Origin of the sequence: Brevibacillus sp. SYP-B805, from assembly GCF_011059135.1 — a bacterium.
Lineage (GTDB): Bacteria > Bacillota > Bacilli > Brevibacillales > Brevibacillaceae > Brevibacillus_F.
In genome coordinates, this window is the sequence record NZ_JAALGD010000001.1 from 166,628 (window position 1) to 187,347 (window position 20,720).

Below are 20,720 nucleotides of genomic sequence, written 5' to 3' on the forward strand. Positions count from 1 at the left end.
AGGGGGGGCGAAAGTGCGGGTTTCGAACGTGACCGTACGCCGCCGCGTCTTTTTCGCCTTGGTTGCCGGTTTTCTCCTGTATGCAGCCCTGATCGCCCGGTTGGGCTACATCCAGCTCATCCAGGGCCCCAGGCTGCAGGAAGAAGCCAGACAGTTGGGCAGCCGCAATATTAATTTCGTGGCCAATCGCGGAAACATCTATGACCGGAACGGAGACGTACTGGTTACCAATGAAAACGTGCCGTCCATCATGGCCGTACCGGCACAAATCATAAATCCCCAGGACACTGCCAAAAAATTGGCTGTGATCCTCGGCCAAAAAGAAGAGGATATCCTGAAAGCCATCACCGCGCACGAAAGAATCATGCGCGTGCCGGGCGGACGGAAGATTTCGGAGGAGAAGGCCCGCCAGATTCAGCAGCTGGCTCTGCCCGGCATCTGGGTGACCAACGATTCCGAACGCTATTATCCGCATCATTCCCTGGCCGCCCATATCCTGGGGTTTACCGGCATCGACAATCAGGGACTGACCGGATTGGAGCGCATCTATGACAAATACCTGGCAGGGACGGACGGCTACATCACCTATCCCTCCGATGCCCGCGGCCGCCTCATGCCCGGCGGGTCGGAGCAGTACATCCCCCCGATCGACGGGATGGACATGGTATTGACCCTTGATTCCAAGATCCAGTCCTTTCTTGAGCGGGAACTGGATCAGGCGATGGTTGCCTATCAGCCGGACGATGCGCTGGCGATTGCGATGGACCCGAATACGGGGGAAATCCTGGGCATGGGCAGCAGGCCCACCTACGAGCCGGACAAATACCGGGATTATCCGCAGGAGGTTTATAACCGCAACCTGCCGATCTGGAAGACGTACGAGCCGGGTTCCACTTTCAAGATTGTCACCCTGGCAGCCGCGCTGAATGAAGGCGTGGTCAATCTGAACGAGTATTTTTACGATCCGGGGTACATCACGGTGGCGGGGAAACGGCTGCGCTGCTGGAAGCGGCAGGGGCATGGGCAGGAAACCATGCTGGAAGTGGTGGAAAACTCCTGCAACCCCGGCTTTGTGACGATGGGACAGCGGCTGCAGAAGGAGCGGTTGTTTGACTATATCAAAAAGTTCGGGTTCGGCCAGAAAACCGGCATCGACCTGTTGGGCGAAGAAAACGGCCTGCTGTTTGACCTGAAAAAGGTGGGGCCGGTCGAACTGGGAACCACCTCGTTCGGACAGGGGGTATCGGTTACCCCGATCCAGCAGATGGTGGCCGTGGCGGCGGCGATCAACGGCGGGAAGGTGTTAAAGCCGTATATCGCCAAGGAGTGGCGCAGCGGCACGATGCACGAGATCATCGGCCGGACGGAGCCAACCGTCGTCAGGCAGGTGATCACGGCGGCAACCTCCGAGAAGGTGCGCAATGCGCTGGAAAGCGTCGTGGCACGCGGAACGGGACGCCAGGCCTATATTGAAGGCTACCGCGTCGGCGGCAAGACGGGAACCGCGCAGAAGGTGCGCAACGGCAGGTATGTGGACGGCGAGTATATCGTCTCTTTCATCGGGTTTGCCCCGGCGGACGATCCGAAGATCCTGGTCTATTTCGCGGTGGATAATCCGAAGGCGCTGGCATTCGGCGGTCTGATCGCCGCCCCCAGCGTCCGGAACATCATCGAATCCTCCCTGCAGTACATGCAGGTTCCCAAGCGCCCCAGCCCCATTGCAAGGGAATACAAGTATCCCGACAGGCGCTATTACGAGGTGCCGGATCTTACGGGTCTGACCCTGAACGAGATTGCCGCTTCGTATTACATGATGCCATTGGTGGTCTCCGGAAAGGGCTCGCATGTGGTGAAACAATCGCCGGAGCCGGGCGTCAAAGTGGAAGAGGGGGCGAAAATTCGCATCTACCTTGGTGACAAATGAACACGTTAGGGATACAATGAAAACTTGGGAGCGGGGGATTGTTTCCATGCTCCCCGCAAGGCCGCCGGTCTCGGGCTTAAGCCGGCCGGGGTTTGTCCATACTAGTTTCGATGGAGATTGGGGTGCAGCCTGTCATGTTGCTGAAGGATCTGCTCGTTTCCTTGCTGCCGGTGCGTACAGTGGGAAATGACAGCATAGAGATATCGGGTTTGACGGCAGATTCGCGAAAGGTAAAGCCGGGGGATTTGTTCATCTGCCTGGTGGGCTTTACCGTCGATGGCCATGCTTTTGCAGAGAAGGCGGTTGAGCAAGGAGCTGCCGCTGTGCTGGTGGAGCGGGAACTGCCGCTTCCGGCTTCCATCGTCCAAATCGTTGTGCCGGATACCCGGCGTGCCATGGCCCTGCTGGCCGACCGCTTTTACGGGTCTCCTACCCGCGAACTCAAACTGATTGCGGTGACCGGCACCAATGGCAAGACGACCACGACGCATCTGATTGACAAGATCCTGCGCGACCAGCAGAAACGCACGGGATTGATCGGTACGATTCACATGCGGATCGGGGATACCATTGAAAACGTGAAAAATACCACGCCGGACGCGTTGGAGCTGCAGCACAGCTTTCGACGCATGCGCGACGTGGATACGGAATATGCCATTATTGAGGCCTCTTCCCATGCGCTGGAGATGGGCCGATTGCGCGGCTGTGATGTACATACGGCTGTTTTTACCAATCTGACGCGGGATCATCTGGATTACCACAAAACCATGGAGAACTACCGCTTCGCCAAGTCGCTGCTGTTTGCCCAACTGGGCAACCGTTACGAGGAAGGGGCGATGAAAACGGCCGTGCTCAATGCGGACGACGAGGCTTCTGCCCTGTTCGCCAAGGTGACGCCCGCCCGTGTCATCACCTATGGCATCGACCGGCAGGCGGATGTCCGGGCGGATCACATCCGGGTGACCAGCCGCGGCACCTCTTTTCTCCTTCACAGCTTTGCCGGAACGGTGGAAATGAATTTGCAGTTAATGGGCAAATTTAACGTATACAATGCGCTGGCGGCCACCGCAGCAGGGTTGGCCGAAGGGATTCCCCTGCCGGCCATCAAGGAGAGCCTGGAAGCCGTCAAGGGCGTCAGCGGGCGCTTTGAAGCGGTGGACGCCGGCCAGCCTTTTTCCGTGATCGTCGACTATTCGCATACGCCGGACAGCCTGGAAAACGCCCTTGTGACGGTAAAGGAATTTGCCAAGGGGCGAATTCTCTGCGTGGTCGGCTGCGGCGGGGACCGCGATAGGACGAAACGCCCAATCATGGCGCAAATTGCAACAAAATATGCGGATATCACCGTCTTTACGTCAGATAATCCTCGCTCCGAAGAACCGGAGGCGATCATCGCCGACATGGTGGCGGGCATCCGGCATGTGCCCCGGGACCGCTATGTGCAGCTGGTGGACCGGCGGGAAGCGATCCGCTACGCCATCGGGCAGGCCCGCGAGCACGACTGCATTCTGATTGCCGGAAAAGGACACGAAACGTATCAGATCATCAAGGGAGAGGTGCTTCCGTTCGATGACCGGGAAGTGGCGAAGGAAGCGATCGCCGCGCTGCGCACATGAACGGAACCCGCGTCAGGATTCGACATTACCACACCAGCAGAGGGGAGGATAGGGCATGCCATTAGACAATGTCCTCATCATCACGATTATCGCCGCTTTTCTCATCGCCGTACTGATCGGGCCCTTGTTCATTCCCGTCTTGCGCCGCCTGAAGTTCGGCCAAAGCATTCGGGAGGAGGGGCCGCAGTCGCACCAGAAGAAAGCGGGCACACCCACCATGGGCGGGACGATAATTCTGCTTGCCCTGATCTTTACCGTACTGAAATTTGCCAACCTGACGATGGAAACGATGTTTTTGCTCCTCGTTACGCTGGGCTACGGACTTATCGGATTTTTGGATGATTTTATCAAAATCAGCCGGAAGCGCAATCTGGGCCTCACGGCGAAACAGAAGCTCCTGGGGCAGGTGATCCTGGCCGTCGGCGCCTACGGTTTGCTGATCCAGATGAAGCACGATACCGCCCTGCATCTTCCCGGCACACCGTGGGATATCGAGCTGGGCGTGCTCTATTTCCCGTTTTTGCTCTTTCTGCTCGTCGCCACCACCAACGCGGTCAACCTCACCGACGGGCTGGATGGACTGCTGGCCGGAACGGGGGCCATCGCGTTTGGCGCCTATGCCATCATCTCCTGGCTGTCGAGCGATTTGGACACCGCGATTTTCAGCGCGGCGGTGGTGGGGGCGGTTCTCGGCTTTCTCGTCTTCAATGCCCATCCTGCCCGCGTCTTCATGGGGGACACCGGTTCCCTGGCGCTTGGCGGTGCGCTGGCCGCCATCGCCATCATGACCAAGACGGAACTGCTGCTTGCCGTCATCGGCGGCGTGTTCGTGGTGGAAACCCTCTCGGTGATTTTGCAGGTCATCTCCTTCAAGACAAGAGGAAAGCGAATCTTCCGAATGAGCCCGCTGCATCACCACTTTGAGCTGACCGGCTGGTCGGAATGGCGCGTTGTCGTGACATTCTGGCTGGTGGGCATGGTGTTCGCGGGATTGGGCGTTTACCTTGAGGTGATACGGTAAGATGGCGATGGAACAGTATCGGAACCGGCTTGTGGTGGTCCTTGGACTGGCAAAAAGCGGTGCAGCGGTTGCCAAACTGCTGCACCGCTTTGGTGCGCAAGTCGTGGTGAATGACAAGAAGCCGCGGGAGGAAGCGGCAGAAGCGGAGGAATTGGAGGCGCTGGGCATTCCCGTGATATCGGGTCACCACCCCGACGACCTCATCCACCCCGGCGTCGATCTGGTGGTGAAAAATCCGGGCATCCCGTATGAGACCCCTCCCGTGGCGAAGGCGCTTGCCCTGGGGATTCCGGTCATTACGGAAGTGGAGCTGGCCTATCAGCTGTCAAAAGCGCCGATCATCGGCATCACCGGCTCCAACGGCAAAACCACCACCACGACGCTGGTGGGCTTGATCCTGCAGCAGGCCGGGATTGATGCGTCGGTCGGGGGCAATATCGGAACCGTGCTGTGCAGCCTGGCGGAAACCGTCCGGGAGGATCAGCTGCTGGTGGCGGAGTTAAGCAGCTTTCAGCTGATGGGGACAAGCAGGTTTCGCCCGCATATCGGAGCGCTCTTGAACCTGTATCCGGCCCATCTGGACTATCACCATTCCCAGGAGGCCTATCTGGCGGCCAAGCTGAAGCTGTTCGCCAATCAGACGGCTGACGACATCGCCATTCTGCCGTATGATCAGCCGGATGTTCTCGCCAAGATCCCGCCGCTTCCGGCGAAAACCTACTACTTCAGCAAAACGGCGGAAGTACGGCCGGGGGTGTTTGTGCGCGACGGCATGATCCTGTTCGCCGGTGACGACGGGACGACGGAAGAAGTGATGCCCGTGGCGAAGCTGTCGATCCCCCACGTGGAAAATGCGCTGGCAGCCATCCTGATCACCAGGCTGGCGGGGGCGGATTATGCGTCGATGGCGCATGTGCTCTCCACGTTTCCCGGCGTTGAACACCGGCTGGAATACGTGGCGACGGTGCAGGGGGTTCGTTACTACAACGATTCGAAGGCGACCAACCCGGAAGCGGCATCACGGGCCATCCAGGCGTTCGCCGAGCCGGTTGTGCTGATCGCGGGCGGGCTGGACCGAGGCATCGACTTCCGGGAACTGGTGCCCGTTTTTCGCAAACATGTAAAAGCGCTGGTGGCTTACGGCCAGACGGCTGATATCCTGCTCGCGCGCGCCGAAGAGGCGGGGATACGGGAGCGTTTCCGCGTCGATACTGTGGAAAAGGCAGTCTTTGCTGCGGCAGACCTCGCCGCCCCGGGCGACGTGGTGCTCCTGAGTCCGGCATGCGCAAGCTGGGATATGTTCCCTTCCTTTGAGGTTCGGGGGCATAGTTTCAAGGACGGCGTGCATAGACTGAGAACAAGCCTAGCATAACACCCGTCCTGCGTCATTCGCTGCCCGGCGATGTCCGGATATTGTTCGCGGACCATACGACGCATAACGGACGGTCTGTGGAAAGGATGTCGTCCGTGCATGAGCAAGGTGCGAACTGCTCCAGATTTCGTCATCATTACCGCCACCCTCCTGCTGTTGGGAATCGGTGTGGTCATGGTGTACAGCGCAAGCGCCATCTATGCCCTGAACAAGTATCACGATGCGTATTACTTTGCCAAGCGGCAGCTGATCTTTGCCCTGCTTGGCATCACATCCATGTACCTCTCGATGAACATTGACTATTGGATCTGGAAAAAGTGGGCCAAAGCCGGATTTTTGACCAGCATAGGCCTGCTGCTGCTGGTGCTCGTGATCGGCATCGAGGTGAACGGCTCGAAAAGCTGGCTGGGCTTCGGCTCTTTCGGCATACAGCCGGGGGAGTTTGCCAAATTCGGCGTCGCGGCCTTTTTGGCACAATGGCTGTCGGACAACCAGAAGGAGATCGTGAAGTTTCGCAAAGGGCTGCTGCCCGCCCTCGCCATCCCCGTGGTCTGTTTCGGACTGATCATGCTGCAGCCCGACTTGGGGACAGGCGTGGTGCTGGTGGGGATGGCGGTGGTGATGATCTTTGCAGCGGGAGCGCGCATCAGCCATTTTGTTGGGCTCGGCATGCTGGGGCTGGCCGGTTTTGCGGGGTTGATCCTGTCTGCTCCCTACCGGATCAAGCGGATCACGTCGTTTCTGGATCCGTGGTCGGACCCGCTGGATACGGGGTACCAGATCATTCAGTCCCTGTACGCAATCGGGCCGGGCGGGCTCCTGGGCCTGGGGCTCGGGCAGAGCCGGCAGAAGCATTTGTATTTGCCGGAACCCTACAACGACTTCATCTTTTCCATCGTGGCCGAAGAGCTGGGTTTCGTGGGCGGCACGCTCGTTCTCCTGCTCTTTCTGCTGCTGTTGTGGAGAGGAATGAGAGTGGCGATCACGGCACCCGATCTGTACGGCAACCTGCTGGCCCTCGGCATCATCAGCATGATCACCATCCAGGTGGTGATCAACGTCGGCGTCGTGACCGGCATGTTTCCCGTGACCGGCATTACCCTGCCGTTTTTAAGCTACGGCGGTTCATCCTTGACGCTGATGCTGACCGGCATCGGCATCCTGCTGAATATTTCGCGCTTTTCACGATGACGGCTGCGGACGGAAAAGGCAGAGGCTGTCCGCTTCGCATCGAATCGGGGATCGTACCCATGAATTTCGCAGAGAAAACAGGTGATCGACATGAGAATCGTCCTGGCCGGGGGAGGAACGGGCGGACATATTTATCCGGCGCTTGCGGTGGCCAAAGAGATGAGGCGCCAGGAACCGCAGGCGACCTTTTTGTATATAGGGACTACCAAGGGATTGGAAGCACGGCTGGTTCCGCGCGAGGGCATTCCGTTTGAAGCGGTGGAGATCGCCGGGCTGAAACGGAAGCTGACGGTGGAAAATCTGCGGACCGCCTGGAAGTTCGTCCGGGCCGTCCGGAGATCCGCCGAGTTGCTGCGCGAATTCCGGCCCGACGTGGTGATCGGCACAGGCGGATACGTGTGCGGCCCCGTGGTTTATGCGGCCAGCCGCCTCGGCATCCCCACCGTGATCCATGAGCAGAATGTCGTACCCGGATTGACCAACAAGTTTCTGGCACGCGTGGTGGATCGCATCGCCGTGTCGTTTGAAGAATCGCTGGCCCATTTCCCCCGGAAGAAGACGGTGTTTACCGGCAATCCGTGCGCAACGGAAGTGATGCACGGCCGGGCGGAGGCAGGGCGGCAGGCACTGGGGATACCCGATGGCAGGCGGATCGTGCTGATTGTGGGCGGCAGCCGGGGCGCCAAGGCGATCAATGAGGCGGCGCTGCAGCTTTTGCCGATGATGGGGGATGAACCGGACACCCATTTTGTCTATGTGACGGGCGAGGTTCACTTTGAGGAGATCTCCTCCCGGCTGCAGTCGGAAGCCTCCCTCCCCCCGAACGTTACCCTGCTGCCGTATGTCCACAACATGCCGGACCTGCTGGCCGCCACCCATGTGATCGTCAACCGCGCCGGTGCGTCCACGCTGGCGGAATTGACCGCTCTGGGAGTACCGGCAGTTCTCATTCCGTCACCCTATGTGACCAATAATCATCAGGAGAAAAACGCCCGCGGGCTGGAGAAAGCAGGGGCCGCCATCGTCATTCTGGAGCGGGAGCTGACCGGAGAGTCGCTGCGCCGGGCGCTTGCTCCCCTGCTGCGGGACACCGCGCGCTGGAGCGCCATGCGGGAGCGCTCGCTTACGCTGGGTAAGCCGGATGCGGCTGCCAGCATCTGCCGCCTGCTTCGAGAGGCAGGCAAAACCTGATGGGCGGCTGTCACGTGTGTTTGGGCGTTCGCATAGTATGGAGCAAACACGTGATAGAACCGGTTCCGACCTAGCATTTGTGTCAGGGGGTTCGCTATGAATACGTTGAAACAGCTTGCAGACCAGTTACGACAGGCAGATGTTGGCAAGGTGTGGACCGACGAGCCTCTCGCCAATCATACCACCTGGCGGATCGGGGGTCCTGCCGACTTGTTAATCCAGCCAAAAGACAAGGATTCTCTGATTTTGGCTGTCCAATTGATCCATCGTCACAATATTCCTTGGAGTGTAATCGGGCGCGGCTCCAACCTTCTAGTGAGGGATGGGGGGATACGCGGAGCCGTGCTGAAAGTGGCTGAGGGCTTGAGTCACTGTGAATTCAGGGGCGAAGAGGTGTGTGTTGGTGCCGGGTATTCCATGATCCGCCTGGCGGTGGAGACAGGCAAGATGGGATTAACAGGGATGGAGTTTGCGGGAGGCATACCCGGTTCAGTCGGCGGTGCCGTCTACATGAATGCAGGGGCGCACGGATCTGATCTGTCACGTATTTTGAAACAAGCCGAGATCCTCTTCGACAATGGCGAGACCGTCGTGTTGACGAACAAGGAGCTGGAATTTGCCTACCGTACGTCGCTGTTACAAAGAAAGAAAGGCATCGTGCTGGAGGCGGTATTCCAATTGCAGAAAGGCGACCGCAAAGAAATCGCAGCCATTTTGGCCTCGTACAAGGATCGCCGGCGACAGACGCAACCATTGCAAATGCCATGCGCGGGAAGTGTATTCCGCAATCCGCCGGGCGATCATGCCGGGCGTCTGATTGAAGCCGCAGGATTAAAGGGCTTTCACTACGGTGGAGCGCAGGTTTCCGAGATCCACGCCAATTTCATCGTCAACCGCGGAGGGGCAACGGCTTCCGACGTCCTCACCCTGATGGATCATATCAGACGCACAATCCTGGAGAAATTTGGTGTCGATCTGCATCCGGAAGTATTGGTGGTGGGCGAGGGGTAACACGGAGGTGAAAGTTTGGAGACTTTTACGATCGAAGGCGGAAGACCTCTGTCCGGAACGCTTCGAATCCATGGAGCAAAAAACGCTGCCCTCCCGATTCTTGCCGCCGCTGTACTGGCAGAAGGGCAATTTCATATTTACGACGTGCCGCATCTCAAAGATATAGACGTAATGTTACAGATATTGACCGCGTTGGGTGCGACAGCCACCCATGCTGACGGATGCGTGAGCCTTGACACGACCTCCATTTCGATTTCACATGTGCCGGATGATTTGATGGGACAGATGCGCTCCTCCATTTTTTTGGTGGGGCCGCTTCTTACCCGACTGGGGGAAGTGACGATCTCCCGCCCTGGCGGATGCGCCATCGGTGAAAGACGGATTGACCTGCATCTGAATGGCTTGACAGCGCTCGGGGCCAAGATTGAAGAGTCGGAAGGTTATATCATTTTTCGCGCCAAGCAGCTGCGCGGAACCAATATTTTCCTGTCGTTCCCCAGCGTGGGAGCGACCGAAAACATCATGCTGGCCGCCGTGCTAGCCAAGGGAACGACACGGATCTGCAATGCCGCCCGCGAACCGGAAATCATTGATCTGGCCAATTTCCTCAATGCCATGGGGGCCCGCATCCGCGGAGCCGGTACGGACACGATAGAGATCAACGGTGTCGCACGTCTGCGTCCGGTTTCCTACCGGGTGATCCCCGACCGCATTGTGGCAGGGACCCATATTTTGGCGGTCGGCATGGCACAGGGACACATCGCCTTATCCAATACGATCCCGGAGCACCTGACCGCGCTGATCGAAGTGGCCCGAAGCTGCGGTGTTGAAATCAAGGCTTACCATGATATAATGGAGATGAAGTGTTCCAATCGTCCTCGCGGCTATGACCGCATCATCACCTCGCCGTATCCCGGCTTTCCGACCGATTTACAGGCGCAGTTGATGGCGTTTCTGTCGCTGGCGCGGGGAACGAGCGTGATCAAGGAGACCGTGTTTGAAGGCAGATTCAAACACGTCAACGAATTGGCGCGAATGGGTGCCTCCATCTATGTTGATCTGGGCTCCGCCTTTATTCGTGGCGTCAGCAGATTGTCCGGAACCACGGTGGAAGCGACCGACCTGCGTGCCGGCGCCGCCCTTGTGCTCGCCGGGCTGGCGGCTGAAGGAACGACCGTGGTGGAACAGGTTCACCATATTGACCGTGGCTATGAGCGATTGGAGTGGCAGCTGCAGCAGTTGGGTGCCAGCATTGCTCGCACAACCGCATAAACGAAGCTGAATTTTGTCAGGTAAGCGGCATAAGGGCTATGCCGCTTTCCCTCTTTTTGTCACCAGGTAGTCGTCATGTTATCTTGCCGACACAAGAGCAGCGAGGCATCCGCCTGCGCAATAGCCTTGGCGCTGCCAAGTTTTCCAAGTATATCAGGAAAGTTTAAGATCTTTAAAGCACGAAAGCGAACGAAGAAAGGCTGGGGCCCCCGCCGACACCAGCAAGGGACCCCACTCGGTGAAGCGATAGCAATCGCCGAGTGGGTGGAGCGTTCGCTTAAGTCGGCGGGGTTTTCTTATCTGGCAAACCGGAGGAAATTCGATGGCGGTTTATCAAGAACGCATTCCGCAGGTGAAACAGACAAAACCTAAACGAAAAAGCAACCGCAGGCTGCTCTTCCTGCTTCTGCTTTTCTTTTTGACCGTCCTTGCCGTGGTGTTTTTCCGGTCGCCCTACAGCAAGGTACAGGAGATTCGCGTTTTTGGAAGGGATTTGTACAGCGAGCAGGAGATCCTTCAGGCCTCCGGACTTGCCATCGGGATGCAGTTCCTCAATGTCTGGGAATCGAGCGTGCAGGAGTCGATGAAAGTGTTAAAAGGGGTGAAAAGCGTCACCATCGTGCGCCATTTCCCCGGGGTGATCGAACTGCATGTCGTGGAATACAAACGCGTGGCGCTGTGGGCAACACCGGACGGGAAGCTGTCTCCCCTGCTGGAAAACGGGGTCGTCCTGGATCAGGCGGATTTCCGGAAACGGGTGGTGGACAGGCCCTTGATCCGGTCCTGGGGCTCGCCGGAATTGCTTCCGCAGCTGGCGAAAGCCCTCGCCCAACTGCCCCCCTCCGTAGCAGGCGAGATCTCCGACATCTCCCTTACCCCTACGTCTTACGACAAGCAGCGCATCACCCTGTACATGCGCGACGGCAACGAGGTGCACAGCGTGATTTATCAACTGGCCAAGAAGCTGGTCTGGTATCCGGCCATCGTCAAAGACCTCCCCGAAGGAGAAAAAGGGGTCATCTACATGCTGGAGAGCACGTGGTTCCAGAAGTACGGCACTCCGGAACAGCCTGCGGCAGACAAGGAGAAGCTGCCGGAAGAGCCTCAAACGCAAAAGGAGACGGTAAGCAATGGCCAAAGCTAAATTTACCCTGTATTTGACGTTGGTAACGCTCAGCACCGGCTTTCTTATCGCCACCTCGATTGAATCGACCAAAGCCAGCCTGGCGGAACGGCAAAACGAAAAGCAGTTCCAGCAGGAGACGCAGTTGAACGAGCGGATCCTGGCGGAAAAGGAGCAGAACCGTCAGCTGGAAGTCCAGCTGCTTGACCTGCAGCGGCAGGTGAGCAAGGTGGAGCAGGCGATGGCGGAGCATCAATCGGAGGCGGCCGACATTTTGGCCCAGCTGGACGCTGCCCGGATGATGGCCGGCGTCGTCCCGGTGGAGGGACCGGGTGTGATCGTCACCATGCAGGATAAAGCGAACGCAGGGGAATCGGAAGATGTCACGAAATATATCGTTCACGAACAGGATGTCCGCCTGGTGGTAAATGAGCTGCGAGCAGCGGGAGCGGAGGCGATCAGCATCAATGGTCAGCGCCTGATCAGCAATTCGGCGATCCGCTGCGTGGGTCCGACCATCATCGTCAATGGCGTGAAGTCGGCGGCCCCCTTCGTGATCACCGCCATTGGCGACCCGGCTACCCTGGTCAACGCGCTGAATCTCCCCGGGGGTGTCCTGCAAACGTTGGAAGGGTTCGTCCAGATCACCGTGCAAAGCAAAGATCTGGTGGAAATTCCGGCCTATGTGGGCGATGTCAAAATGGAATCTTCCTCATCATAAGGGAAGGAAGTCGAAACGGATGCTGGCGAAAAACCGCAAGATTACGCTTATCCTCTCATTGATCAGCGCGATTATTGGCGTGATGCTGGCGATTCAGCTGAAAAGCAACCTGCAGCCCGTCAAGAGCGAATCGCGCAGCATCGCCGAATTGAGGGCGACCCTGCAAAAAGAACTGGAAAAACACAAAAGCCTGCTGGCCGATATCTCCAAGTACAACCAGCTGATTTACCAGTATGAGACCTCTCTCGACGAGGGAGAGAGCATCTCTGTCATGAAAGAGGAATTGGCGCGCACCCGCAAGCTGGCGGGGTTGGAGAGCCTGGAAGGAGCGGGCGCGGTGGTACGGATTGTGGACGCCCCGCTGCCGGCCAATACCGCCGATTCCGCCTTGGAGAGCGGGCAGGATGCCGCCGGCGTCTACCCCAATGCGGTGATTGACGAAGATTTGCGCTGGCTGGCCAACATCCTGTTCGCCAACGGCGCGAAGGCGGTGTCGATCAACGGTCACCGGTTGATTGCCACGACGGCGATCCGCAATGTGGGTGAAGATATTCAGATCGACACGAAAACCATCAAACCGCCTTACGAAATCAGAGCCTTGGGCGATCCGGAAGTGCTGATCTCGGGAATGAAGCTGGAAGGCGTGGAAGAGAATTTCAAGCTGACCGGCAAAACGCTGATGATCGAAAAGCGTGACAAGCTGATCATTCCCGCTTACAATGAAACCCGTGTCATTCAATACATGAAACCGGTAAAAACAAAAGGAGAGCAATAGTATGTGGCTACCTCTCATAGGACTTGCGCTCGGGATCGCGGTGGGACTCCTGTTGGATTGGCGGGTGCCGCAAGAGTACAGCAGTTATTTGTCCATTGCCCTCTTGGCAGGATTGGATACGATATTCGGCGGGATCCGTTCCTATCTGGAGCGGACGTTTAATGTGCGCATCTTCATGTCCGGCTTCTTTTTCAACACCTTGTTTGCGGCGGGACTGGCCTTTCTCGGTGCGTTTCTGGGCATCGATCTCTATCTGGCGGCCATCGTCGCCTTCGGGGTGCGCCTGTTTAACAACCTGGCCGTGATTCGGCGGATCATCCTGTCCAAATGGATCAACCAGGGATAACGCCTGGGACTGCGGGACGGCCGAACAGTCCTTTTTTCCTGTGTTTTCTAGTACGGAAATCATGATATAGTAGAATAACGAAAATATAAACCAAAAATAAATTGCAAAAGAAAAAGGGAATGATTATCCTGTGTGGAATAGATTATGCAGGTGTCTTCACCATTCGAATGACTATGTCGTAGCAGGGGAGGTGTCACAGGTTTGGTAAGCAACCAAAGCGAGCTGATTGTCAGCTTGGATATCGGCACATCGAAAGTACGCGTCATGATCGGGGAAATCAACAACGGAACCATCAACATCATCGGTGTCGGCCAAGCCCATTCCGAAGGGATCAAAAAAGGGATTATCGTTGATATTGACCAAACTGTGAATGCCATCCGGGAAGCCGTAGACCATGCCGAGCGCATGGTAGGCGTAAACATAGAAGAAGTATGCGTCGGCATAACCGGTAACCATATTGAACTTCATGAAACGCAAGGAGTCGTCGCTGTGTCCAGCGAGGACCGGGAAATCGGGGAAGAAGATATCGGGAGAGTGATTCAGGCCGCCAAGGTGGTCGCCCTCCCGCCAGACAGGGAAATCATCGAGGTTGTCCCCAAGGAGTACATCGTGGATGGACAGCATGGCATCAAAGACCCGCGGGGCATGATCGGCGTCCGCCTGGAGATGGAAGGCACGATCGTGACCGGGTCAAAAACGGTGGTGCACAACATCGTGCGCTGCGCCCAGAAAACGAATCTGCGCGTGGCCGGTATCTTCTTGCAGCCGCTCGCGGCCAGTTACGTGGCTCTGACCAAAGACGACAAGCACATGGGAACGGTGCTCGTCGATATCGGCGCCGGCTCCACCACGATCGGCGTCTTTGAACAGGGGCAGCTGGTGGCCACCACCGTCATCGGCATTGGCGGCGACCATATCACCAACGATATCGCCCTGGGACTTCGGACCCAGACGGAAGCGGCGGAGCGGGTGAAGGTGAAATACGGATGCGCCCTGATCGATGAAGCATCGGAAGAAGTGAAATTCAAGGTGACACGGATCGGCAGCGAAGTGGAGAAGCAGTTCACCCAGGTCGATCTGGCCAATATCATCGAGCCGCGGGCGGCCGAGATTTTCAACCTCGTGGAAGATGCGGTGTACAAGCTTGGGTTCCGGGATGAGATCGCCGGCGGTTATGTCCTAACCGGAGGAACCGTCGCCATGCCGGGCATGCTGGAGTTGGCCAAGGAAGAGCTTGCTGCGCCTGTCCGCATCGCCATTCCCGATTATATAGGCGTCCGCGATCCTTCCTACACCACCGGTGTCGGATTGATCCAGTACGCGCTGCATCAGATGGACCGCAGAGGCCATCGGGCGAACGCGCCGGTGAAAGGCGGACAGCGCCCGACCTACTCCAAGCAGAAAGATGCCAGCAATTTTCTGGAAAAAGTGAAAAACTGGTTCAGCGAGTTTATTTAATAGGGTGATCGAGGGACAGAGCAGATAGAAGGAAAAACATCGAGGCTGAAAAACGGGCCGGATGGAAGCTCTTGTGAGGAGGAACTTGCAGTATGCTGGAATTTGACTTAGATATGGAACAGTTGGCAAAAATCAAAGTGATCGGCTGCGGCGGCGGGGGAAGCAACGCCGTGAACCGCATGATTGCCGGCGGGGTGAAGGGCGTGGAATTCATCACGCTCAACACGGATGCGCAGGCCCTCGCTCTTTCCCATGCAGAGATCAAACTGCAGATCGGGGAGAAGCTGACGCGCGGCCTGGGAGCCGGGGCCAATCCGGAAGTAGGGAAAAAAGCGGCGGAAGAAAGCCGTGAACTGATCGAAAACGCGCTGCGCGGTGCGGACATGGTATTCGTCACCGCAGGGATGGGCGGCGGTACGGGGACCGGTGCCGCTCCGGTGGTAGCGGAAATCGCCAAGGAATTGGGCGCCCTGACCGTGGGCGTTGTGACCCGCCCCTTCTCCTTCGAAGGGCGGAAGCGCGCCGCCCAGGGCGAGGCCGGGATTGCCGCGCTGAAGGAAAAGGTGGACACCCTGATCGTCATTCCCAATGACCGGCTGCTGGAAATCGTGGATAAGAACACGCCGATGCTGGAAGCATTCCGGGAAGCGGACAATATCCTGCGCCAGGGCGTCCAGGGCATCTCCGACTTGATCGCCGTGCCCGGCTTGATCAACCTGGACTTTGCCGACGTGAAAACGATCATGACGGAACGCGGTTCCGCCCTGATGGGCATCGGGGTTGGCAGCGGCGAAAACCGCGCGGCCGAAGCGGCGCGCCGAGCGATTTCCAGCCCGCTTCTCGAAACCTCCATCGAAGGGGCGCGCGGCGTCCTGATGAACATCACCGGCGGCTCCAACCTGAGCCTGTATGAAGTAAACGAAGCGGCCGATATCGTCTCTTCGGCTGCCGATCCGGAAGTAAACATGATTTTCGGTGCCGTCATCAATGACGAGCTGAAGAACGAGATTATCGTGACGGTGATTGCGACCGGCTTCGACGAGGCCCAGCGCCAGGGAAGCACCCCCGTTCGACGCCCGCAGCCGGCATCCGCCGTGCGTCCGACTGCGGTGGCGCAAGCGGCGCCGGGCCGCCTGCGCGAGGAAGAGGAAGAGAAATCCCTCTTCTCCATGAGCAATCTGGACAATCTGGACATTCCGGCGTTCCTCCGCAATCGCAGAAGAAACAAAAAATAAATCGCAACAGATGAAGAAGGTTGGGGATCTCATCCCCAACCTTTTTTTTGGGCAGATTGGAAGTTTACGTTCATGAAAGTGACGAAGAAAGCTTGGGGCCCCGCCGACGTGTTCAGGGGTCCCCAAAAAGTACTCGGATTATGCTTCAAAGGTCAACGTCACTTTTTGGGGTTAAGCATAGCTTAAGTCGGCGGGGTAATTTAGTGACAGCGTTTTCCTGCTCCCGTGCGTCCCATACACGAGGAGGTAGAAAAAATGATGGGGATGGCTGTTTGGTCTTCACTTTTGGCAGCCGGTTTATGCTTCGCGCAGGTCGTTTCAGCGGTAAGCACTTTCCCATCCGTTGATCATCAGAACATGACAGGGGAAAAGGCGCGGGCTGTTGGGCAGTCGGCAGCGGGTGAGCTGCTGCTGATCCCGCGTTCCCGAGAACGGATTCAGCAGTTGGGCGCCCCCAGCTGTTTGGGGTTGGCAACGGATTATGTGATCACAGGTGATTACGCGATGGTATTTCGCACGCCGGATGGCGGTGGGGCAATCATTCAGGAATTACATGGACTCGAAATCTATACCCGTTCCCTGCAGCCGCTGAAGCTGGAGAGCGTGAACGTTCCGCCGTTTCATGGTTTCCTGTTCTTTCCCCGGCATACCGACTGCCACGCGCTGGAGTTTTATGCATACGGGATTCGCAACGGGAAGGCTGTCCCGTTTTCCTTTCAGGTGGGAAGCAGCATCCTGCCCTATTTTGAGACCTTGCCGACTGAACGGCCGCAGGTTCGTGACGGTCAGCTGGTGGTCGTGGGCGGGAGAGGTGCCGGAGTCGATCGGTCAACCGTGTATTACTTTGCGCCGGATGTGGAAAACGGGCTGTTTCGCCTGACCAAAACGGCGCAGATGAAGTAATCGTTCAACAAAAAATCTGAAAAAATCCGGTCAAGATTTGACACAATTTACATACACATTGATATATACTGTCTTTGCCAGGCAGGGGGTGAAGAGGGTATGGTGATCTATCTCGATATCATTCTACTCCTGAATCTCGCCATTGATACCCTGCTGCTTTGGTTTACCGCATACTTTCGCAAAGAGCGTGTGGTTTGGTGGAGAATCCTCGCCGCAGCGTTGGTCGGCTCCGCGTATACCCTGTTCTTTTTTGTTCCTTCTCTCGCCTTCATCTACGAATGGTTCGCCAAGCTGCTGTTCTCCATCCTGATGCTGGGCATCGCATTCGGCTTTCGCAGATGGCTCACCTTTCTGCAAAATCTCTGCATCTTTTACTTCGTCGGTTTTCTGTTTGGCGGAGGGGTATTTGCGCTCGCCTATTTTTTCACGACCAACAGCGAGGTGGTGAACGGAATCCTCGTTACCCATGACAGCGGGGTAGGAGCAGACGCCAAAGCCACCTTTCTGCTGCTTGCCGCCGGTTTTGCCGCGGTGATCATCATCAGCCGGCGCGGTTACCACGCCATACAGGAACCGCGCAGGATCGCGGCGTTTCTGGTGGACGTGGAGGTGATGCTCGCCGGCACAACCGTTGCCTGCACAGGGTTGGTGGATACCGGTAATCAACTGCATGAACCGCTTTCACGCACCCCGGTGATGGTGATGGAGAGCGGATTGTTTGGCTCGCTGCTTCCGCCCGTCCTCCTGGAGATCGTACAGGGGGGAGAAGGAAAACTGGAGAAAATGGAAGGGCTTTTGGCAGCCCTGCCGGATGAATGGCAGGGGCGGCTGCGCCTCATCCCGTACCGGAGCGTTTCCCGCGGCATGGATTTTCTGGTGGCGGTGAAGCCCGATGCGGTGGCGGTCAGCCAGAACGGCAGACGTTATCAGACGACAAAAGCATTGATTGGGTTAAATCCGATTGCACTGGCGGCAGACGGCAAATACCAGGCGATTGTCCATCCCGCACTGATGCAGACCGCTGCAGAAGATCCGGTAAAATCCCGCGAACAGGAGGGTTAGCATGTACGTAAAACTTCGACTTTCTATCCAGTTACTCTGGTACCGTTTCCTGCTCTTCATTGGTGCCCGCGCCGAGGAGATCTATTACATCGGCGGCAGTGAGGCTTTGCCGCCGCCTCTTACCCGTGAAGAAGAAGAGATCCTGCTCGCCCGCCTCCCGTCCGGAGACGCCGCCGTGCGCAGCATGCTGATCGAGCGCAATCTGCGGCTTGTCGTCTACATCGCCCGCAAATTTGAAAACACCGGCATCAACATCGAGGATTTGGTCAGCATCGGCACCATCGGTCTGATCAAAGCCGTCAATACCTTTGATCCGGAAAAAAACATCAAGCTGGCCACCTATGCCTCGCGCTGCATCGAAAACGAAATCCTGATGTATCTGCGGCGCAACAACAAGATCCGATCCGAAGTCTCGTTCGATGAGCCGCTCAACATCGACTGGGACGGGAACGAACTGCTCCTCTCCGACGTCCTGGGGACGGAAAACGATACGATTTACAAGAACATCGAGGATCAGGTGGACCGCAAGCTGTTGAAAAAAGCCCTGGACAAACTGACGGAGCGGGAGCGGATCATCATGGAACTGCGCTTCGGCCTGGCCGGGGAAGAAGAGAAGACGCAGAAGGATGTTGCCGATCTGCTGGGCATTTCCCAGTCGTACATTTCGCGTCTGGAAAAGCGAATTATAAAACGGTTGCGAAAAGAATTCAACAAAATGGTGTGACGCATATTTTCCCATCAGGGGGAGATACTGTTCCTAAACCACAAGTGGGTACGCCGTTAGACGCCCTCTTTTGTCCGGTCCTGCGGCTCACGCGGCCTTCAAGACATCCGGTTGGGAACTTTTTCTTCTCTGAGGAGGGAAAGACGTGACGCGCAACAAGGTTGAGATCTGTGGAGTAGACACCTCAAAGCTGCCGGTACTGAACAACAAAGAGATGCGGGAACTGTTCGAACGCCTGCAGGGCGGCGAGCTGGCTGCCAGAGAGAAGTTGGTGAACGGCAATCTGCGGCTTGTCCTCAGCGTGATTCAACGCTTCAACAACAGGGGCGAATTTGTCGATGATCTGTTCCAGGTCGGCTGCATCGGCTTGATGAAGGCGATCGACAATTTTGACCTCGGCCAGAACGTGAAGTTCTCTACATACGCTGTTCCCATGATCATCGGGGAGATTCGCCGGTACCTGCGCGACAACAATCCGATCCGCGTTTCACGTTCCCTTCGCGATATCGCGTACAAAGCCTTGCAGGTGCGTGACCAGCTCACCAACAAGAACTCCCGGGAGCCCACCATCATGGAGATTTCCCACGAACTGAACGTGCCCAAGGAAGATGTGGTGTTTGCGCTGGACGCCATCCAGGACCCGGTCTCGCTGTTTGAGCCGATCTATCAGGATGGGGGCGATCCCATCTATGTGATGGATCAGATCAGCGACGAGAAGAACAAGGACGCCACCTGGGTGGAGGAGATCGCGCTGCGCGAAGGCATGCAGCGGCTGGGGGAACGGGAGAAAATGATTCTCTCCATGCGTTTTTACGAGGGCAAAACGCAGATGGAGGTCGCCGAAGAGATCGGCATTTCCCAGGCACAGGTCTCCCGCCTGGAGAAAGCGGCGATCGCCCATATGCAAAAACATGTGCAATCTTAGCTTCCGGCTCGTTCGGAAGCTTTTTTCGCAGTTCGGCATATTTAAGTTCTTAACGGTGATAAAGTGACGGAGAAAGGATGGGGGCCCCCACTCGGCACAAAGAGGGTCCCCACTCGGCGCAGCGATAGCTATCGCCGAGTGGGTAGAGCGTTAGCTATCGCCGAGTGGGTAGAGCGTTCGCTTAAGTCGGCGGGGTTTTTACGGACATATTCACCGGTGTCCTCATATACATAGAGTATCGGAGAAATCCGGGCCTTGCCCGGCCGTCGCCTGCAGCACGGCCGCACAGGGTTAGGAAAGCGGGTGAGGATGAAGTGGTGAAGATCTCCGACTTTCAGACGAAAGAGGTTGTCAATATTCTGGACGGCAAGCGGCTGGGGCAGATTGCCGATCTGGAAATCGACCTGCGCCACGGCCGCGTGGAAGCGATCGTCGTGCCGGGACCGGGCAGATTTCTCGGTTTCTTTTCGTCCGGCAACGATTATGTGATCCCGTGGCGCAATATTGTGAAAATCGGCAAGGATGTGGTGCTGGTCAGGCTGGAAGAGGCGCTGCGGGTGGATGCCAAAGCCACGCCGGAAGATGAGTATCGTTCCTAAGACACGGATCGTGTCTTTTAGACTGATGACAACCATCAGTTAGAAGCATGGCGTGATGGGGCCAAGCGAGCTCCTTTGACGACCGACTCAGCGGAGAAACGAAGACGCGGGAGCAAAGGGGGCGTGAGTCTCACATCCCTGAGACGCCCGGATGTTGAGCCCCCGCCCGCGTCGTGTTTCGGAGCGGACAACAGCCCAACTTCTTTGCTGGTCGTCAAGAGAGCGAGCAGGAACCATCATCCATGACATGA

19 protein-coding genes are annotated in these 20,720 nt (G+C 57.2%); all 19 read left to right on the forward strand.

What is annotated here, in order from left to right; all coding sequences use genetic code 11:
• The first annotated feature begins 13 nt into the window (after positions 1 to 13).
• The 19 genes from G3578_RS00835 to G3578_RS00925 all read left to right on the forward strand — a co-directional run bounded on the left by G3578_RS00835 (position 14) and on the right by G3578_RS00925 (position 20,469).
• The gene (locus tag G3578_RS00835; RefSeq protein WP_165207696.1) at positions 14 to 1,924 is read left to right on the forward strand and encodes a stage V sporulation protein D; all 1,911 of its coding nucleotides are present in this window, start codon (positions 14 to 16) and stop codon (positions 1,922 to 1,924) included.
• Between the two features lie 134 nt (positions 1,925 to 2,058).
• A complete protein-coding gene (locus G3578_RS00840; protein ID WP_165208365.1) occupies positions 2,059 to 3,540 on the forward strand; it encodes a UDP-N-acetylmuramoyl-L-alanyl-D-glutamate--2,6-diaminopimelate ligase in 1,482 nt (493 codons plus the stop codon).
• A gap of 55 nt (positions 3,541 to 3,595) precedes the next feature.
• The gene (gene mraY, locus G3578_RS00845; protein ID WP_165207697.1) at positions 3,596 to 4,561 is read left to right on the forward strand and encodes a phospho-N-acetylmuramoyl-pentapeptide-transferase; all 966 of its coding nucleotides are present in this window, start codon (positions 3,596 to 3,598) and stop codon (positions 4,559 to 4,561) included.
• A 7-nt stretch (positions 4,562 to 4,568) separates the two neighbouring features.
• Entirely contained in the window at positions 4,569 to 5,933 is a 1,365-nt protein-coding gene (murD, locus tag G3578_RS00850; RefSeq protein ID WP_165208367.1) for a UDP-N-acetylmuramoyl-L-alanine--D-glutamate ligase, read from the forward strand.
• A gap of 99 nt (positions 5,934 to 6,032) precedes the next feature.
• Positions 6,033 to 7,124: a stage V sporulation protein E gene (gene spoVE / locus G3578_RS00855; protein WP_165207699.1), complete on the forward strand. Its 1,092-nt coding sequence runs from the start codon at positions 6,033 to 6,035 to the stop codon at positions 7,122 to 7,124.
• 90 nt (positions 7,125 to 7,214) lie between these two features.
• The gene (murG, locus tag G3578_RS00860) at positions 7,215 to 8,315 is read left to right on the forward strand and encodes an undecaprenyldiphospho-muramoylpentapeptide beta-N-acetylglucosaminyltransferase (protein WP_165207701.1); all 1,101 of its coding nucleotides are present in this window, start codon (positions 7,215 to 7,217) and stop codon (positions 8,313 to 8,315) included.
• Positions 8,316 to 8,420: 105 nt separating this feature from the next.
• Positions 8,421 to 9,326 (forward strand): UDP-N-acetylmuramate dehydrogenase, encoded by a 906-nt coding sequence (gene murB / locus G3578_RS00865; RefSeq protein WP_165208369.1) that lies wholly within the window; start codon positions 8,421 to 8,423, stop codon positions 9,324 to 9,326.
• A gap of 15 nt (positions 9,327 to 9,341) precedes the next feature.
• On the forward strand, positions 9,342 to 10,598 hold the full coding sequence (murA, locus tag G3578_RS00870; RefSeq protein ID WP_165207703.1) for a UDP-N-acetylglucosamine 1-carboxyvinyltransferase: 1,257 nt from the start codon (positions 9,342 to 9,344) through the stop codon (positions 10,596 to 10,598).
• Between the two features lie 322 nt (positions 10,599 to 10,920).
• Positions 10,921 to 11,742 (forward strand): cell division protein FtsQ/DivIB, encoded by an 822-nt coding sequence (locus tag G3578_RS00875; RefSeq protein WP_165207705.1) that lies wholly within the window; start codon positions 10,921 to 10,923, stop codon positions 11,740 to 11,742.
• Positions 11,729 to 12,442, forward strand: coding sequence for a DUF881 domain-containing protein (locus tag G3578_RS00880; protein ID WP_165207707.1), 714 nt, complete (start codon positions 11,729 to 11,731; stop codon positions 12,440 to 12,442). The genes G3578_RS00875 and G3578_RS00880 overlap by 14 nt, the downstream gene beginning before the upstream one ends.
• A gap of 19 nt (positions 12,443 to 12,461) precedes the next feature.
• Positions 12,462 to 13,217, forward strand: a complete 756-nt coding sequence (locus G3578_RS00885) for a DUF881 domain-containing protein (RefSeq protein ID WP_165207709.1) — start codon at positions 12,462 to 12,464, stop codon at positions 13,215 to 13,217.
• A 1-nt stretch (position 13,218) separates the two neighbouring features.
• Positions 13,219 to 13,563 (forward strand): small basic family protein, encoded by a 345-nt coding sequence (locus G3578_RS00890; RefSeq protein ID WP_165207711.1) that lies wholly within the window; start codon positions 13,219 to 13,221, stop codon positions 13,561 to 13,563.
• A gap of 201 nt (positions 13,564 to 13,764) precedes the next feature.
• A complete protein-coding gene (gene ftsA / locus G3578_RS00895; RefSeq protein WP_165207713.1) occupies positions 13,765 to 15,021 on the forward strand; it encodes a cell division protein FtsA in 1,257 nt (418 codons plus the stop codon).
• A gap of 92 nt (positions 15,022 to 15,113) precedes the next feature.
• A complete protein-coding gene (ftsZ, locus tag G3578_RS00900) occupies positions 15,114 to 16,256 on the forward strand; it encodes a cell division protein FtsZ (protein ID WP_165207715.1) in 1,143 nt (380 codons plus the stop codon).
• Between the two features lie 255 nt (positions 16,257 to 16,511).
• A complete protein-coding gene (locus G3578_RS00905) occupies positions 16,512 to 17,159 on the forward strand; it encodes a hypothetical protein (RefSeq protein WP_165207717.1) in 648 nt (215 codons plus the stop codon).
• A gap of 99 nt (positions 17,160 to 17,258) precedes the next feature.
• Positions 17,259 to 18,221, forward strand: coding sequence for a sigma-E processing peptidase SpoIIGA (gene spoIIGA, locus G3578_RS00910; RefSeq protein ID WP_165207719.1), 963 nt, complete (start codon positions 17,259 to 17,261; stop codon positions 18,219 to 18,221).
• 1 nt (position 18,222) lies between these two features.
• A complete protein-coding gene (sigE, locus tag G3578_RS00915) occupies positions 18,223 to 18,945 on the forward strand; it encodes an RNA polymerase sporulation sigma factor SigE (protein WP_165207721.1) in 723 nt (240 codons plus the stop codon).
• Between the two features lie 145 nt (positions 18,946 to 19,090).
• Entirely contained in the window at positions 19,091 to 19,870 is a 780-nt protein-coding gene (gene sigG / locus G3578_RS00920; protein ID WP_165207723.1) for an RNA polymerase sporulation sigma factor SigG, read from the forward strand.
• Positions 19,871 to 20,184: 314 nt separating this feature from the next.
• Positions 20,185 to 20,469: a YlmC/YmxH family sporulation protein gene (locus G3578_RS00925; RefSeq protein WP_165207725.1), complete on the forward strand. Its 285-nt coding sequence runs from the start codon at positions 20,185 to 20,187 to the stop codon at positions 20,467 to 20,469.
• Positions 20,470 to 20,720: the final 251 nt, after the last annotated feature.